General features: G+C 70.6%; 12 protein-coding genes. 11 read left to right on the top strand and 1 reads right to left on the bottom strand.

The genetic code is table 11. The features are described from left to right. The first annotated feature begins 118 nt into the window (after positions 1–118). The 11 genes from AB3X07_RS13875 (at position 119) to AB3X07_RS13825 (ending at position 15606) form a co-directional block, all read left to right on the top strand. Positions 119–1060: a 4-hydroxyproline epimerase gene (locus AB3X07_RS13875; RefSeq protein ID WP_369939183.1), complete on the top strand. Its 942-nt coding sequence runs from the start codon at positions 119–121 to the stop codon at positions 1058–1060. Then, a complete protein-coding gene (locus AB3X07_RS13870) occupies positions 1057–2157 on the top strand; it encodes an NAD(P)/FAD-dependent oxidoreductase (protein ID WP_369939182.1) in 1101 nt (366 codons plus the stop codon). The genes AB3X07_RS13875 and AB3X07_RS13870 overlap by 4 nt, the downstream gene beginning before the upstream one ends. A gap of 8 nt (positions 2158–2165) precedes the next feature. Further along, complete coding sequence (locus AB3X07_RS13865; RefSeq protein WP_369944767.1) at positions 2166–2402, top strand: (2Fe-2S)-binding protein; 237 nt, start codon at positions 2166–2168, stop codon at positions 2400–2402. Next, entirely contained in the window at positions 2395–3744 is a 1350-nt protein-coding gene (locus tag AB3X07_RS13860) for an NAD(P)/FAD-dependent oxidoreductase (protein WP_369939181.1), read from the top strand. Before AB3X07_RS13865 ends, AB3X07_RS13860 begins: the two co-directional genes overlap by 8 nt. Continuing rightward, positions 3741–4646: a dihydrodipicolinate synthase family protein gene (locus AB3X07_RS13855; protein WP_369939180.1), complete on the top strand. Its 906-nt coding sequence runs from the start codon at positions 3741–3743 to the stop codon at positions 4644–4646. Before AB3X07_RS13860 ends, AB3X07_RS13855 begins: the two co-directional genes overlap by 4 nt. Before the next feature lie 7 nt (positions 4647–4653). Beyond that, positions 4654–6240, top strand: a complete 1587-nt coding sequence (locus AB3X07_RS13850; protein WP_369944766.1) for an aldehyde dehydrogenase family protein — start codon at positions 4654–4656, stop codon at positions 6238–6240. Continuing rightward, complete coding sequence (locus tag AB3X07_RS13845; protein WP_369939179.1) at positions 6237–7445, top strand: M24 family metallopeptidase; 1209 nt, start codon at positions 6237–6239, stop codon at positions 7443–7445. The genes AB3X07_RS13850 and AB3X07_RS13845 overlap by 4 nt, the downstream gene beginning before the upstream one ends. A 73-nt stretch (positions 7446–7518) precedes the next feature. Beyond that, positions 7519–9339 (top strand): DUF885 domain-containing protein, encoded by a 1821-nt coding sequence (locus AB3X07_RS13840; RefSeq protein WP_369939178.1) that lies wholly within the window; start codon positions 7519–7521, stop codon positions 9337–9339. Continuing rightward, a complete protein-coding gene (locus tag AB3X07_RS13835) occupies positions 9336–11156 on the top strand; it encodes a DUF885 family protein (protein ID WP_369939177.1) in 1821 nt (606 codons plus the stop codon). Before AB3X07_RS13840 ends, AB3X07_RS13835 begins: the two co-directional genes overlap by 4 nt. A 468-nt stretch (positions 11157–11624) precedes the next feature. Then, entirely contained in the window at positions 11625–13196 is a 1572-nt protein-coding gene (locus AB3X07_RS13830) for an APC family permease (protein WP_369939176.1), read from the top strand. Between the two features lie 100 nt (positions 13197–13296). Beyond that, on the top strand, positions 13297–15606 hold the full coding sequence (locus AB3X07_RS13825) for a S9 family peptidase (RefSeq protein ID WP_369939175.1): 2310 nt from the start codon (positions 13297–13299) through the stop codon (positions 15604–15606). Positions 15607–15776: 170 nt separating this feature from the next. On the opposite strand, the gene AB3X07_RS13820 is transcribed toward AB3X07_RS13825, so the two are convergent. After that, positions 15777–16733: an IS1595 family transposase gene (locus AB3X07_RS13820; RefSeq protein ID WP_369939174.1), complete on the bottom strand. Its 957-nt coding sequence runs from the start codon at positions 16731–16733 to the stop codon at positions 15777–15779. Positions 16734–16764: the final 31 nt, after the last annotated feature.

The raw sequence follows: 16764 nt of genomic DNA, 5'->3' as shown, positions 1-16764 counted from the left end.
CGTTGACCGATCCTAGCCTAAGTCGGGGCTCCGGGGACGCTCAGGTTGTGCGAACTTCCGCATTTATGTCAGGCAAACGCTGCTAGCCCGTGTCCGCCCGGAATGTGAGCATGGACCTATGCATACACTCGATGTGATCGACTCGCATACCGGCGGCGAACCGACCCGTGTCGTCGTCGCCGGCTTCCCCGACCTGGGCGCCGGTCCGCTGGCGCAGCGGCGCGACCTGTTCCGCGATCGCTTCGATCGCTGGCGCAGCGCCATCGCCTGCGAACCGCGCGGCTCGGACACCATGGTCGGCGCGCTGCTGCTGCCGCCGGTGGCCGCCGACGCGTGCGCGGCGGTGATCTTCTTCAACAACGTCGGCTATCTCGGCATGTGCGGCCACGGCACCATCGGCCTGGTGCGCACGCTGGCCGACATGGGCCGGCTGGCGCCAGGCACGCACCGCATCGAGACCCCGGTGGGCACGGTCGGCGTGGAACTGCATGGCGACGGGCGGGTGTCGGTGGACAACGTGGAGAGCTATCGCCACGCCGCCGGCATCGAGGTGCAGGTGCCCGGCTACGGCCGCGTGCGCGGCGACGTGGCCTGGGGCGGCAACTGGTTCTTCATCACCGAGCAGACCCCTTGCGCGCTGGAGCTGCGCCACCAGCGCGCGCTGACCGCCTACACCGAGGCGCTGCGGCTGGCGCTGGAGGCGGCCGGCATCCGCGGCGCCGACGGCGGCGAGATCGACCACATCGAGATCAACGGACCGGCGCCGGACGGCGCCGCCGATGCGCGCAATTTCGTGCTGTGTCCCGGCCTGGCCTACGACCGTTCGCCCTGCGGCACCGGCACCAGCGCCAAGCTGGCGTGCCTGGCCGCCGACGGCAAGCTGGCCGCGGGCCAGGTGTGGCGCCAGGAAGGCATCCTCGGCAGCGTGTTCGAGGGCAGCTACGTGCCCGGCGACCGCGGCGTATTGCCGCGGATCACCGGGCAGGCCCACATCACCGCGCGCGCGCAGTTGCTGATCGATGCGCAGGATCCGTTCGCCTGGGGCATCGGCGCCGCATGAGCGGATTCGACCTGATCGTCGTTGGTGCCGGCATCGTCGGCGCGGCCTGCGCCGATGCGGCCGCCGCCGCCGGCCTGCGCGTGGCGATCGTCGAGTCGGGCACGATCGGCGGCGGCTCCACCGCCGCGGCGATGGGGCATCTGGTGGCGATGGACGACGACCCGGCGGAACTGGCGCTGTCGGCCTATTCGCTGCGCCTGTGGGAAGACTTCGCGCAGTTGCCGGCGGCCGAATACAGCCGTTGCGGCACGCTGTGGGTGGCGCGGGAAGCGCGCGAACTGGCGGCGATCCCGGCCAAGATCCAGCGCCTGGCCGCGGCCGGGGTGCGCGCCGAGGCGATCGATGCCGAGGCGCTGTACCGGCTGGAGCCGGCGCTGGCGTCGGGATTGGCCGGCGGCATGCGCGTGGCCGCCGAGGCGGTGGTGTATCCGCCGCGGATGGCGCGGCACCTGGTCGAGCGCGCGCTGGCCGCCGGCGCGCAGCTGTTCGCCGGGCGCCGCGCGCTGGCCCTGGCCGGCGGCGCGGTGCGCCTGGACGACGGCAGCCGCCTCAGCGGCCCGGTCCTGGTCGCCACCGGCTGCGCGCTGCCCGAGCTGGTGCCGGAACTGCCGATGCGCGCGCGCAAGGGCCAGTTGGTGATCACCGATCGTTACCCCGGCTTCGTCGGCCACCAGTTGCTGGAACTGGGCTATGCCGATAGCGCGCACGGCAGCGACGGCAGCAGCGTCGCGTTCAACGTGCAGCCGCGCCCGACCGGGCAGATCCTGATCGGCTCCTCGCGCGAGTTCGACGCCAGCGACCGCGGCGTATCGATGCCGATGCTGCAGCGCATGCTCGAGCGCGCCTTCGCGTTCCTGCCGGCGCTGCGCCAATTGCAGGCGATCCGGGTGTGGACCGGGCTGCGCCCGGCCACGCCCGATGGCCGCCCCTACCTGGGCGCGGTGCCGCAGCGCGACGGCGTGTTCGTCGCGGCCGGCCACGAGGGCCTGGGCGTGACCACCGCGCTGGGCAGCGCACGCTTGCTGCTGGACCTGCTGTTGCAGCGCACCCCCGCCCTGGACCCGGCACCGTTCGCGCCGGCGCGGGCGCTGACGTGAGCGCGCCGATGCTGCGCCTGCAGGTCAACGGCCATCCGCTGGAGGTGCTGCCCGGCAGCAGCGTGGCCGCGGCGGTGGCGCAGGTCGCGGTGCATTTCCGCCGTTCGCGCAGCGGCCAGCCGCGCGCGCCGCTGTGCGGCATGGGCGTGTGCAGCGAATGCCGGGTGCGCATCGACGGCGTCGGCCAGTTGCGCGCCTGCGTCACCCCGGCGCGCGAGGGCATGCAGGTATGGACCGATGGCTGAGCCGTGCGCGCTGCAGTACGACGTGATCGTCGCCGGTGCCGGTCCGGCCGGGCTGGCCGCGGCGCTGGCCGCGGCCGGGCATGGCCGGCGCGTGGCGCTGGTCGACCTGCAGACGCGCGCCGGCGGCCAGGTCTGGCGCCACGACGTGACGCATGCGCCGCCGCGGCTGGCGGCGCGCACGCTGGCGCAACTGGCGGCGAGCAGGATCGAGTTCCTGTCGCAGACCCAACTGTTGATGGCGCAGGACCAACAACTGCTGGCCGACGGCCCGCAGGGCGCGCGCTGGCTCGGCTACGACGCGCTGGTGCTGGCCACCGGCGCGCGCGAACTGCTGCTGCCGTTCCCGGGCTGGACGCTGCCCGGCGTGACCGGCGCCGGTGGCGCGCAGGCGCTGGCCAAGCAGGGCTGGCCGCTGGCCGGCAAGCGCGTGCTGGTCGCCGGTAGCGGGCCGCTGTTGCTGGCGAGCGCGGCGACGTTGCGCCGCCATGGCGCGCAGGTGCTGGGCATCGTCGAACAGGCGTCGCTGCGCGCCCTGGCCGGTTTCGCCGCGCGCCTGCCGCTGCGCTGGCCGGACAAGGCGCTGCAGGCGCTGCGCCTGCGCGCGGAACTGGTCGGCGTGGCCTACCACAGCGGCAGCGTGGTGCTGTCGGCGCAGGGCGACGGCCACCTGCAGTCGGTGCGCATCGACGGCCCGCGCGGACGCCGCGACATCGACTGCGACCAGTTGGCGATCGGCTACGGCCTGGTGCCGAACGTGGAACTGGCGCAATTGCTCGGCTGCCGCCTGGCGCACAGCGGCGCGCATCCGTGCGTGGCGGTGGACGCGCAACTGCGCACCAGCGTCGCCGGCATCTACGCCGCGGGCGAGGCCTTGGGCATCGGTGGCCTCGATTGCGCCCGCATCGAAGGCGCGATCGCCGGGCATCTGGCGGCCGGCAAGGGCGCCGCGGCGCAGGCGCTGCAGCCGCGCCGGCGGCGTGCGCGCGCCTTCGCCGCGCTGCTGCAGCGTCAGTTCGCGCTGGACCCGCGGATCCGCACGCTGGCCGCGCCGGACACGCTGGTGTGCCGTTGCGAGGACGTGTCGCTGGACGCATTGCGCGGTTACCGCGACCTGCGCGACGCCAAGCTGGCCACGCGCTGCGGCATGGGCGCCTGCCAGGGCCGCATCTGCGGCAGCGCGCTGACCGAGCTGGGCCTGGCGCCGCGCCCCGACGATTTTTCCGACGACGGCCGCCGGCCGCCGCTGTTTCCGGTGCGCCTGGAGGCGCTGGCCCGTTCGCCGAACGCGCCGCTTCCTGCCGCACTTCCCGTCACAACCCAAGACCAAGGTGTCATTCCATGAGCAAGGCTTCCTTCTGGTACGGCGTGCTGCCGGCCATCACCACCCCGTTCAATGCCGACGGCAGCATCGACCACGCGTTCCTGGCCAAGCATGCGCAACTCATGGCCGACGCCGGCTGCACCGCGATCGTGCCGCTGGGCTCGCTCGGCGAGGCGGCCACGCTCAGCTTCGACGACAAGGTCGCGATCCTGAAGACCCTGGTGCAGGCGCTGGGCGGCCGCATCCCGGTGGTGCCGGGCATCGCCGCGCTGTCCACCGACGAGGCCGTGCGCCTGGCGCAGGCGGCCAAGCAGGTCGGCTGCGGCGGCATCATGGTGCTGCCGCCGTACGTGTATTCCACCGACTGGCGCGAGATGGGCGCGCACATGCGCGCGGTGATCGCCGCCACCGATCTGCCGGCGATCCTGTACAACAACCCGGTGGCCTACAAGACCGATTTCAGCCCGGCGCAGATCGCCGAGTTGGCAGCCGAGTTCCCCAACCTGGAAGCAGTCAAGGAATCCTCCGGCGACGTGCGCCGCTTCGCCGCGCTGGGCGAACTGCTGAACGATCGCCTGGTGCTGCTGGTGGGCATGGACGATGCGATCGTGGAAGGCATCAGCATGGGCGCCAAGGGCTGGATCGCCGGCCTGGTCAACGCGTATCCGAAGGAGTCGGTGAAGCTGTTCGAACTGGCCCGCGACGGCGGTTACCCGGCGGCCAAGGCGCTGTACGACTGGTTCCTGCCGCTGCTGCGCCTGGACACCGTGCCCAAGTTCGTGCAGCTGATCAAGCTGGTGCAGGAGAAGGTCGGCCTGGGCAGCGAGCGCGTGCGCGCGCCGCGCCTGGTCATCGAAGGCGCCGAGCGCGAAGCGGCGCTGAAGGTGATCGACCACGCCATCGCCACCCATCCCGGAGTCTGAGGTGAGCATGCAGCCGCTGTTGCTCGCCGGCCACTGGCAGCCGTCGCTGGAAGCGCGCGGCGGTTTCCGCGCCGAGGATCCGCGCGACGGCGGCGCGTTCGGGCCGGAGTTCCCGATCAGCGGCGCCGCCGACCTGGAGGCGGCGCTGAGCGCGGCGGTGCTGGTCGCCGACGCGCTGGCCGCCGCTTCGCCCGAGCGTATCGCCGGTTTTCTGGACGCCTACGCCGCGGCGATCGAGGCCGACCTGGAGCGCCTGGTCGCGCTGGCGCATGCCGAGACCGGCCTGCCGACCGAGCCGCGCCTGGCCAAGGTGGAACTGCCGCGCGCCAGCGGGCAGTTGCGCCAGGCCGCGCAGGCGGTGCGCAGCCATAGCTGGACGCAGCCGGTGATCGACACCGCGGCCGGGCTGCGCGCGCAGTTGGGGCCGCTGCACAAGCCGGTGCTGGTGTTCGGGCCGAACAATTTCCCGTTCGCCTTCAATGCCGTGGCCGGCAGCGATTTCGCCTCGGCGATCGCCGCGCGCAACCCGGTCATCGCCAAGGCGCATCCCTCGCATCCGGCCACCAGCCAGCGCCTGGCGCAACTCGCGCACCAGGCCTTGCTGGACAACGGCCTGCCGGCGGCGGCGGTGCAGTTGCTGTATCACTTCGACAGCACGCTGGGCCTGGAACTGGCCGGCGATACGCGGCTGGGCGCGATCGGTTTCACCGGCAGCCGCGCCGGCGGGCTGGCGCTGAAGGCCGCGGCCGACCGCGCCGGGGTGCTGGCCTACGTCGAACTGTCCAGCGTCAATCCGGTGTTCCTGCTGCCGGGCGTGCTGGCCGAGCGCGGCGAGGCGCTGGCGCAGGAGTTCTTCGCCTCGTGCACGATGGGCAGCGGCCAGTTCTGCACCAATCCCGGCATCCTGGTGGTGCCCGAGGGCGAGGACGGCGATGCCTTCGTCGCCGCCGCGGCCGCGCACTTCGCCGCGGCCGCGCCCAGCCTGCTGTTCTCGCGCGGCGTGCTCGAGCACCTGCAGCGCGGCGTGGCCACGCTGCGCAACGCCGGCGCCAGCGTGCTGGCCGGCGGCGACGCGGCGCCGGAGCCGGGCTACCGGCATGCGCCGACCCTGCTGGCGGTGTCGGCGCAGGCCTTCCTGCAGCAGCCGGAGGCGTTGCAGACCGAGGCGTTCGGTCCGGTCAGCCTGGTGGTGCGCGCCGCCGGCCTGGCGCAGATGACCGCGCTGGCGCACAGCCTGGAAGGCAACCTCACCGGCACCGTGTACCGCGCCGCCGACGGCAGCGACGATCTGACCTTCGCCGCGGTGGCCGCGGCGCTGCGGCCGCGGGTCGGTCGGCTGATCTGCAACAAGATGCCGACCGGCGTGGCGGTGAGTCCGGCCATGAACCATGGCGGGCCGTACCCGAGCACCGGCCATCCGGGCTTCACCGCGGTCGGCATGCCGGCGGCGATCCGTCGCTTCGCCGCGCTGCACAGCTACGACGGCCTGCCCGACGCCTTGCTGCCGGAGCTGCTGCGCGACCGCAATCCCGGCGGCGTGCAGCGGCTGATCGACGGCCAGTGGAGCGTGGCCGACGTGGAGCGCACGGCATGAGCGCGGCCGCGCAGATCGGCGGGCTGAGTCTGGCCATGGCGCAGGCGCAACTGGCGCCGTGGCCGCATCCGGCGCCGCCGATCCAGCCGCAGGAGTACCAGCAGCGGCTGGCGCGCGCGCGCGACCTGCTGCGCGCGCACGGCGCCGATGCGCTGTTGATCTGCGCCGGCGCCTCGCTGCGCTACTTCACCGGCGTGCCGTGGGGCGCCAGCGAGCGGCTGGTGGCGATGCTGCTCACCGCCGAGGGCGACCCGCTGCTGATCTGCCCGGCGTTCGAGGAGGGCTCGCTGGACGCGGTGCTGCACATCGCGGTGCGCAAGCGGCTGTGGGAAGAACATGAGGACCCGCACGCGCTGGTCGCCGAGGCGCTGAGCGACCTCGGTGCGCAGGCGCTGGCGCTGGACCCGGGCGCGGCCTTCGCCGTGCACAGCGGCTTGAGCAAGGTGCTGGAAAAGATCGCGATCCGTGATGCGGCGCCGATCGTGGACGGCTGCCGGATGCGCAAGTCGGCGGCGGAACTGGCGCTGATGCAGCAGGCCTGCGACATGACCCTGCATGTGCAGCGGCTGGCCGCGGGTCTGATCCACGAGGGCATCACCAGCGCCGAACTGGTCCGCTTCATCGATCAGGCGCACCGCGCGCTCGGCGCCGACAATGGCTCGACCTTCTGCATCGTGCAGTTCGGCCACGCCACCGCCTATCCGCACGGCATCCCCGGGGTGCAGGCGCTGCGCCCCGGCGACCTGGTGCTGATCGATACCGGCTGCACCGTGCAGGGCTACCACTCCGACATCACCCGTACCTACATCTTCGGCGAGCCCACTGAGCAGCAGCGGCGCATCTGGCAACTGGAACACGACGCGCAGGCGGCGGCGTTCGCCGCGGTGCGTCCAGGCGTGAGCTGCGCGGCGGTGGACCAGGCCGCGCGCGAGGTGCTGCAGGCCGCGGGCCTGGGCCCGGACTACCGCTTGCCGGGGCTGCCGCACCGCACCGGTCACGGCTGCGGCATGAGCATCCACGAGGCGCCGTACCTGGTGCGCGGAAACGCGTTGCCACTGGCGCCGGGCATGTGCTGCAGCAACGAGCCGATGATCGTGGTGCCGGGCGAGTTCGGGGTGCGCCTGGAGGACCACTTCTACGTCACCGAACACGGCGCGCAGTGGTTCACCCCACCGTCGCCGGCGATCGACCGGCCGTTCGCCTGATGCGCGTGGCGGCCGTCTCGCCTCTGCACCGTGCCGTCGTGCGCACGGTGCGCCTGTCTTCCGGAGCCTGTCGATGAGCCGCGCCCGCCTGTTCGTTCCCGCCGCGCTGGTCGCGGTCCTGCTGGTCGCCTGCCAGCCGGCATCGCCGCCGCCACCGACCGCCGCGGCGGCACCGCCTGCACAGGCGCCGGCGCAGGCCTTCGCCGCCTTGCTCGATGCGCAGTGGCAGTACCAGCTCGCGCTCCACCCGGAGTTCGCCAGCATCATCGGCGATACCCGCTACAACGACCGCTGGAGCGACTATTCGCCGGCGGCGCTGCAGGCCGAGCAGGCGGCCACGCAGGATTTCCTGAAGCGCTTCGAGGCGATCGACGCCAAGGCGCTGTCGGCGCAGGACCAGTTGAGCCTGCAGATGATGCGGCGCGAACTGCGCGACCGGCTGGAGGCGATCGCACTGAACAACGACGCGATGCCGCTGGAGCCGGTCGGCGGGATCCAACTGACGTTGCCGGGCTATGCGCAGGCGTTCCCGTTCGCCAGCGTCAAGGACTACGAGGACTACATCAAGCGCCTGCAGGCGATCCCGGCCTTGCTCGACCAGGTGGTGGCGCTGTCGCGCGCCGGCGCCAAGCAGGGGCTGATCCAGCCGAAATACCTGCTCGAACGCATTCCGGCGCAGGTGCGCGAGATCGCCGCGCCGGCCGGCGCCGACAGCCCGTTCGCGCTGCCGCTCAAGAGCTTCCCCGAGGCGGTGCCGGCGGCCGAGCGTCCGCGCCTGCGCGCGGCGATGCTGGCGGCGATCGACCAGCAGGTGCGGCCGGCCTATCGCAAGCTGGCCGACTTCGTCGCCGACGAGTACGCGCCGCAGGGCCGTGCGCAGGAAGGGCTGTGGGCGCTACCCGATGGCGAGCGCCGCTACCGCTACGCCATCCACACCCAGACCACCACCGACAAGTCGCCGGAGCAGATCCACCAGATCGGCCTGGCCGAAGTGGCGCGCATCGAAGGCGAGATGAGCGCCATCGCCAGGCAGCTCGGCTATGCCGACCTGGCCGCGCTGCGCAAGGCGGTGGCGCATGACCGCAGATTCTTCGCCAGCTCGCGCGAACAGATCCTGCAGCGCTACCGCGACGACATCGCGCAGATGCAGCCGCAATTGCCCAAGCTGTTCGGTCGCTTGCCGAAGACGCCCTTGGAAGTGCGCGCGATGGCCGACTTCCGTAGCACCGCGCCGGGCGCGGAGTACTGGCAGAGCGACGCGCAGGGCAGCAAGCCGGCGCTGGTGATGGTCAACACCAGCGATCACGCGCAGCGCACCCTGGTCAACATCGAGGCCACCGCCTACCACGAGGGCGTGCCCGGCCATCACCTGCAGATCTCGCTCGCGCAGGGCCTGCCGCTGCCGCCGTTCCGCCAGCAGTCGGCCTACAACGCCTATGTCGAAGGCTGGGCGCTGTACGCCGAGAAGCTGGGCAAGGACGTGGGGTTCTACAAGGATCCCTACAGCGACTATGGCCGCCTGGCCGGCGAACTGCTGCGCGCCAACCGCCTGGTGCTGGACACCGGCGTGCACTACAAGCGCTGGACCCGGCAGCAGATGATCGACTTCTTCCACGCGCATCCCTCCGACGACGAGCCGAGCATCCAGGCCGAGACCGACCGCTACGTGGCCTGGCCGGGCCAGGCGCTGGGCTACAAGCTCGGCGAGCTGGACATCCTGGCGCTGCGCGAGAAGGCCAAGCGCGCCCTCGGCGCGCGCTTCGACATCCGCGCCTTCCATGACCAGATCCTCGGCGGCGGCGCGATGCCGCTGGACCTGCTCGACGCCCGCATCGACGCCTGGATCGCGCAGGTCGAGGCCGGCGCCCCCGCCACTCCGGAGACATCGCAATGAGCCTGACTTCCCGATTCCGCGCGCCGCTGTTGCTGGCGATGCTGGGCGCGTTCGCAGGGCAGGGTGCCGCCATCGCCACCGAACCGGCGCATGCCGCCGCGACGCCCGGCGACGCCGCGGCGCGCTTCAAGGCGCTCTATCTGCGCGAGTGGAAATGGCGCCAGGAGCAATCGGCCGGCGCCGACGACGAGGACAGCCAGGGCGCGCCGGCCGACCACCTGCCCAAGGTGGACGTGGCCACGCAGAACCAGCGCACCGCGTACTGGCAGCAGGTGCTGCGCGAACTGGACGCGATCGACCCGGCGCAACTGTCGGCGCAGGACCAGGTGAACTACCAGGTCTATCGCCAGCAGATCGCGGTGTTCCTGGACCAGCAGCGCTTCCGCGCCTGGGAAATGCCGTTCAACAGCGACACCGCGTTCTGGAGCAACCTGGGCTTCAGCGCCCGCGCCACCTTGCGCACCCGCGACGACTACCAGCGCTACCTGAAGATCCTGGCCGACATCCCGCGCTATTTCGACGAGCAGATCGTCAACATGCGCGCCGGCCTGGCGCGCGGTTTCAGCCAGCCGCGGGTGACCCTGGCCGGCCGCGACCAGTCCATCGCCGACGTCGCCAACGCCGGCGGCGAGGCGAACCTGTTCTACACGCCGTTCAAGCAGATGCCGGCCAGCATCCCGGCCGACGTGCAGGCGCAGTTGCGCAAGCAGGCGCTGGATGCGATCGCGCACAGCGTGGTGCCTGCCTACACCGAACTGCTGCGGTTCATGCGCGAGGAGTACCAGCCCAAGGCGCGCACCACGCTGTCCGGCGAGGCGCTGCCCGACGGCAAGGCGTACTACCGCGCGCAGATCCGCGAATACACCACGCTGGAGCTGTCGCCCGAGCAGATCCACCAGATCGGGCTGCAGGAAGTGGCCAAGCTGCGCAAGCAGATGGACCAGACCATCGCCGCCAGCGGCTTCGTCGCGCCGAAGGGGCAGGCGACCTTCCCGGCGTTCCTGCACTTCCTGCGCACCGATCCGCAGTTCTATCCGAAGACGCCGGAAGAACTGCTCAAGCAGGCGGCGTGGATCGCCAAGCGCGTGGACGCCAAGGTCGGCGACTACATCGGCCGGCTGCCGCGGCAGCGCTTCGCGATCGAGCCGGTGCCGCCGGACCTGGCGCCGTTCTACACCGGCGGCCGCGGCGGCCCGGGCATCTACCTGGTCAACACCTACGATCTGCCGTCGCGCCCGCTGTACAACCTGACCGCGCTGACCCTGCACGAATCCTCGCCCGGCCATGCCTTGCAGATGCCGCTGGCGGCAGAGCAGCAGGGCCTGCCGGACTTCCGCCGCTACGGCTACATCTCCGCCTATGGCGAGGGTTGGGCGCTGTACTCGGAGTACCTGGGGCAGGAGATGGGCATGTACGACACCCCGTACGACCGCTTCGGCTACCTGACCTACCAGATGTGGCGCGCGTGCCGGCTGGTGATCGACACCGGCATCCACCACAAGGGCTGGACCCGCGAACAGGCGATCGCCTACCTGCGCGACAACACCGCGCTGAGCGAGCACGAGGTCACCACCGAGGTCGACCGCTACATCGCCTGGCCGGGGCAGGCGCTGTCCTATTACCTGGGCGAACTGAAGATCATCGAGCTGCGCCGCAAGGCCGAAGCCGCGCTTGGCGAGAAGTTCGACATCCGCGCCTTCCACGACGCGATCCTGGAAACCGGTTCGGTGCCGCTGCCGGTACTGGAGCGGCGCATCGACCGCTTCATCGCCGAGGGTGGGAAGTCGCCTTGGGCGGAGGAGGCGCCAAAACAGTGAGCCTGAAAGCCCCTCTCCCCTCGGGAGAGGGGTTGGGGTGAGGGTGCGGCGCGAAAGCGTCTCGCGAAGTTGGGTGCACGAGGCTTCGCTCGCACCCTCATCCGCCCCTTCGGGGCACCTTCTCCCGATGGGAGAAGGAAAAGCGTTAGCCCCTCTCCCCTCGGGAGAGGGGTTGGGGTGAGGGTACGGCGCGAAAGCGTCTCGCGGAGTTAGGTGCACGAGGCTTCGCCCGTACCCTCATCCGCCCCTTCGGGGCACCTTCTCCCGATGGGAGAAGGAAAAGCGTTAGCCCCTCTCCCCCCGGGAGAGGGGTTGGGGTGAGGGTACGGCGCGAAAGCGTCTCGCGGAGTTGGGTGCACGAGGCTTCGCCCGTACCCTCATCCGCCCCTTCGGGGCACCTTCTCCCGAGGGGAGAAGGGGGCAGCAGCAGTTGGACATCGTCGGTTACACCTTTTCAGCGGGGACACCATGACCACACAAGGCAAGTTCCACAAGCGCCTGAGCCTGACCGATCTGACCTTCATCGGACTCGGCTCGATCTTCGGCTCCGGCTGGCTGTTCTCGGCCAGCCATGTGTCGGCCATCGCCGGCCCGGCCGGCATCGTGTCGTGGATCGCCGGCGGCGTAGCGGTGCTGCTGCTGGGCCTGGTGTACTGCGAACTCGGCGCGGCGCTGCCGCGCGCCGGCGGGGTGGTGCGCTACCCGGAGTATTCGCACGGCGCGCTGCTCGGCTGGCTGATGGGTTTCATCACCCTGATCGCGTTCTCCAGCCTGATCGCGATCGAGGTGGAGGCCGCGCGGCAGTACGCCGCGGCGTGGTTCCCGGTGTTGAACCAGACCGGCAGCAGCCACCCCAGCGTGGCCGGCTGGCTGCTGCAGTTCGCGCTGCTGCTGCTGTTCTTCCTGCTCAACTACTACAGCGTCAAGACCTTCGCCACCGCCAACAACATCGTCAGCGTGTTCAAGTTCCTGGTGCCGGTGCTGATCATCGTGCTGCTGATGGCGCACTTCAATCCGCAGAACCTGCACGTGCAGGGCTTCGCGCCGTTCGGCGCGGCCGGCGTGGAGGCGGCGATCTCGGCCGGCGGCATCATCTTCGCCTACCTCGGGCTGACCCCGATCGTCTCGGTGGCCAGCGAGGTGCGCGACCCGCAGCGCAACATCCCGATCGCGCTGATCCTGTCGGTGGCGCTGTCCACGGTGATCTACGTGCTGCTGCAATTGGCGTTCCTGGGCAGCGTGCCGGCCGCGCACCTCGCGCAGGGCTGGGGCGGCATCGACAAGGCGTTCTCGCTGCCGTACCACGACATCGCCCTGGCGCTGGGCATGGGCTGGCTGGCGGCGCTGGTGATCTGCGATGCGATGATCTCGCCCAGCGGCACCGGCAACATCTACATGAACGCCACGCCGCGCGTGGTCTACGGCTGGGCGCGCAGCGGCGGCTTCCTGCCGGTGCTGACCCGGGTCGACGCCAAGTCCGGCATCCCGCGCCCGGCGCTGTGGCTGAGCCTGGCGATGTCGGTGTTCTGGACCCTGCCGTTCCCGTCGTGGGAGACGCTGATCCAGGTGGTGTCGGCGGCGCTGGTGCTGAGCTACGCGGTGGCGCCGGTCACCGTGGCCGCGCTGCGGCGCAGCGCACCGGACCTGCCGCGGCCGTTCCTGCTGCGCGGCATGGGCGTGCTCGGGCCGCTGTCGTTCATCGTCGCCGCGCTGATCGTGTACTGGTCCACCTGGAACACGCTGTCGTGGCTGCTCGGCCTGCAGATCGCCATGTTCGCGCTGTACGTGCTGTACAAGCTGCCGCGCGCGGCCGGGCGCGCGCAGCTGTGGCGGCAGGTGCGCGGCGCGCTGTGGCTGATCGGTTTCTTCGCGCTGGTGCTGCTGGTGTCCTACCTGGGCACCTTCGGCGGCATCGGTGCGATCGCCCATCCCTGGGACACGCTGAGCGTGGCGGCGATCGCCTTCGGCTGCTACCACTGGGGCGCGCGCACCGGGCTGCGCAGCGATGAGCTGGCGCTGGAAGAGGACGACGGGGAATAACGCCGCGCGTTTTGTGTAGGAGCGGCTTCAGCCGCGACAGGCATCCTGTCGCGGCTGAAGCCGCTCCTACAAGAGCAGAATTCGGGAAGATCGTAACGCCATGAACAGATTCGCCGCATCGCTCGTGCTGGCCGCCGCGTCCTTCGCTGCCCATGCCCAGGCCGCGCCCAGCGCCGCCGACTACCAACGCTCGCTCGGCCTGCGCGAGGCGTGGATGACCTTGACCGAGAACGTGACCTGGCCGGCGCAATGGCGCGACGACGGCACGTTCTACTACCGCAAGACCGTGCCCGGCGGTTTCGCCTTCGTGCGCGAGGACGTGGCCGGCCAGCTCAAGCAGCCTGCATTCGACGCGGAGCGCCTGGCGCGCGGGCTGAGCGCCGCCGGGACCGAGTATTCGGCGCTGCGTTTACCGTTCGAGCGCTTCCGCTATGCCGCCGACGCCGGCCGCGACAATGCCGCGATCGTGTTCCAGATCGACTATGCGCCGTGGCGCTGCACGCTCTCCGACTATGTCTGCGCGCGCGCCGACGCCGGCCCGCAGCCGCGCCCGCGCGGCTTCGGCGTGGTCCGCGATCCGGCGGTGGCCGCCGACAACACGCCGCGGCGTTCGCCGGACGGGCGCTGGGAGGCGTTCGCCGACGGCGACCAGATCGTGCTGCGCAGCGTCGCCGATGGCCGCGTGCTGCGCCTGAGCGAGGACGGGCGCGCCGACGACTACTACGATCCGGAGACGCTGGCGTGGTCGCCGGATTCGCGGCGTCTGGCGCTGTACCGTGTGCGGCCGGGTTTCGCGCGGCGGGTCACGCGGGTGGAGGCGGCGCCGCCTGGCGGCGGCCAGCCGCGGGTGCGCACGCAGTTGTATCCAAAGCCCGGCGACGCGGTGGATATCGAGCGGCCGGTGCTGTTCGACCTGAGCGCGCTGGCCGCCGGTGGCGCGCCGCGGCGCATCGCCGTCGACGCTGGGCTGTTCGCCAATCCCTACCAGCTGTCGCCGATCCAGTGGCGCCGCGACAGCGCCAGCTTCGCGTTCGACTACGTGCAGCGCGGCTTCCAGCGCATGCGCGCGATCGCGGTGGACGCGGCCAGCGGTCGCGCGCATGTGGCCGTCGGCGAGGACGCCAAGACCTTCGTCTACGCCGACCGCAGCTTCCGCCACGACGTGGACGGGCTGGGCAAGGAGATCCTGTGGATCTCCGAGCGCGATGGCTGGCGCCACCTGTACCTGTTCGACGGCGCCAGCGGCAAGCTGAAAACGCAGATCACCAAGGGCCAGTGGATCGTGCGCGAGGTGCTGCGCGTGGACGATGCGCAGCGCCGCATCTGGTTCAGCGCCAGCGGCATGGACGCGGGCAAGGATCCGTACTTCCGCCAGCTGTTCGCGGTCGATTTCGATGGCCGCCACCTGACCCGGCTCAGCAGCGCCGACGCCGACCACGACGTGGCCATCGCCGACGACGGCCGCCACTACGTGGACGTCTACTCGCGCCCGGACCTGCCGCCGGTGATGGAGCTGCACACCATCGACGGCACCTTGCTGCAGGTGGTCGAGCGCGGCGACATCGGCAAGCTGCAGGCGGCCGGCTGGCGCGCACCGCAGACCTTCGTGGCCAAGGGCCGCGACGGCCGCACCGACATCTGGGGCATGGTGGTGCGGCCGCGCGACTACGACCCGCGCAAGAAGTATCCGGTGATCGAGAACATCTACGCCGGTCCGCACGACAGCTTCGTGCCCAAGACCTTCTGGCCGTTCGGCTACCACTCCGGCGGCGACAAGCAGATCGGCATGCAGGCGCAGGCCGACCTGGGCTTCATCGTGGTGATGATCGACGGCATGGGCACCGCCAACCGCTCCAAGGCCTTCCACGACGTGGCCTGGAAGAACCTCGGCGATTCCGGCTTCCCCGACCGCATCGCCTGGCACCGCGCGCTGGCGGCGCAGGATCCGTCCTACGACATTTCCCGGGTCGGCATCTACGGCGCCTCGGCCGGCGGGCAGAGTACGCTGGGCGCGCTGGAGCGGCATCCGGATTTCTACAAGGTGGGCGTCGCCTATGCCGGCTGCTACGACAACCGCATGGACAAGATCAGCTGGAACGAGCAGTGGATGGGCTGGCCGGTGGATGCCAGCTATGCCGCCGCCTCCGGTGTCGACAATGCCTCCAAGCTGCGCGGCGAGTTGTTGCTGATCGTCGGCGAACAGGACAGCAACGTCGATCCGGCCTCGACCGCGCAGGTGGTGGATGCGCTGATCCGCGCCGGCAAGGAGTTCGATCTGCTCAACGTGCCCGGCGGCGAGCATACGGTCGGCCGCTCCACCGGCCCGATCGACTACGTGCAGCGGCGCCAGTACGCCTTCTTCGTGCGGCATCTGCTTGGGGCGCCGACGCCGGCCTGGAATCGGCTGTAGCGGTCGGGATTGGGGAGTGGGGATTCGCAAAAGCGCGGCCCTTCCTTCTCCCCTCGGGAGAAGGTGCCCCGCAGGGGCGGATGAGGGTGCGAGCGCAGCCTCGTGCACCCAACCTCCGCGCGTCGCTTTCGCGGCGGACCCTCACCCCAACCCCTCTCCCGAGGGCCTGATTAGCGCTGTGTCTCAGCTGGCATACGCAGTTGCCGCTCTGTGAGCCGTCCCGCGCTGGCCAAGGCACGGGCCAGGCGCGGCACCATGGCCGCCAGGTTGAAGCGGCGGTTGAACCGATAGGCATGCGCGCGCAGGTAGCGCGCGCCGTATTTCGGGAAGTCCACCGCATGGTGGGTACCGCTAAGCGCGGTCTTGAGATTGCCCAGGATCGTATTGACCCACCGCAGACGAGGCTGCTGGGCGCCTTTGCGGCCGCCTCCGGTCACGATGGCATCGTGTGTCAGGCCTGCCCAGCCCACACCTGTGAACGCTGTCAGCCCATCACTGACGACATGGGTGCCCGGTGCCAGTGCCTGCTGGGCCCACGTGTTCACGACGCTTCTCCGGAAGCTGGAGACCACGTCCAGGCGCAGATGGCGCGGGCGCCCTTGATGCAGGGAAACCGCTGCGATAAACGGCACCTTGTTCCGCCACTGCGGTTCTCCTGGGCCACCGGCGCGTTCGCCGCCCAGATAGGCATCATCGATCTGGACCTCTCCCTCGAGCCGCCGTGACTGCTCACGATCGGCCATCGCCGACATCAGTTTGTGCTTGATCCGCCATGCAGTGCGATAGCAGACGCCCAACTGCCGAGCCAGTTCCAACGCAGCAACTCCATTCTTGGCTTGGCTCACCAGATAGATGGCCAGCCACCACGCTCGCAAGGGCAGTTTGGTGTCTGCCATGGGCGTGCCGGCGGTCAAGCTGGTCTGTACCCTGCAGCGCGTGCATTGCCACAGCTGCTGGTGGCCTCGCTCAAAACGACTGGCATGGGTGTGACCGCATTGCGGGCACACGAAGCCAGCAGGCCATCTGGCCTGAATCAACGCCTCGACACATTGCGTCTCGGAGCCGTAGCGGCTCAGAAAAGCCGGAATCGAAAGCCCCTTCTGGAACTGGATCCGATTGAACGTCATCGCCGTATCTCACTGAAGATCCTGCATTTCT

The sequence above is a fragment of the Xanthomonas sp. DAR 35659 genome (assembly GCF_041242975.1).
GTDB classification, from domain to species: domain Bacteria; phylum Pseudomonadota; class Gammaproteobacteria; order Xanthomonadales; family Xanthomonadaceae; genus Xanthomonas_A; species Xanthomonas_A medicagonis.
The sequence above is the reverse complement of the archived record's forward strand: the minus strand, read 5'-3'. Positions and strand labels throughout refer to the sequence as shown.